The organism is Pseudoalteromonas sp. SG44-8 (assembly GCF_014164125.1).
GTDB lineage: Bacteria > Pseudomonadota > Gammaproteobacteria > Enterobacterales > Alteromonadaceae > Pseudoalteromonas > Pseudoalteromonas rhizosphaerae.
In genome coordinates, this window is record NZ_JACJEQ010000085.1 from 1 (window position 1) to 499 (window position 499).

Sequence of the window (499 nt, forward strand, 5' to 3'; positions counted from 1 at the left end):
TTACCGCTCGACTTGCATGTGTTAGGCCTGCCGCCAGCGTTCAATCTGAGCCATGATCAAACTCTTCAATTAAAAGTTTTTTGTCTTTCGACAGCTCAATGAATTCTGAATTTATTTAATATCTTCGATATTGAATTGACTGTGCCGAAGCAACTTATAAATAAGTTACTTCTGTTGGTCACTCAGTTTTAATTGAGACTCTAAATTTTTTGCCTTGCTTAGCGAACTAAGCTTGGCTGTTAGAACTCAATCTGTACGAGTGCCCACACAGATGATTGCTTTATATTGTTAAAGAACGTTGCGACATTGTCGCTAGGGATGCGTATAATACATCCTTTATTTTTCGAGTCAACACTTAGTTTTAAACTTTCTTGCGAATATTTAAAACCGAAGTTTTATTTAACTCTCTGAGTTGTTCGTGCCTCGCTATGCGTTGGCGTTTCCCGTCTCAGTGGGGTCGCATTATAGGGAGATCCAAAAACAGATCAACACTTTTTTT

1 rRNA gene is annotated in these 499 nt (G+C 38.3%); it reads right to left on the minus strand.

The window, feature by feature from the left end:
- Window positions 1-72, minus strand: a 16S ribosomal RNA gene (locus tag H5163_RS21085); the annotation flags it as partial.
- Between the last annotated feature and the right edge of the window lie 427 nt (window positions 73-499).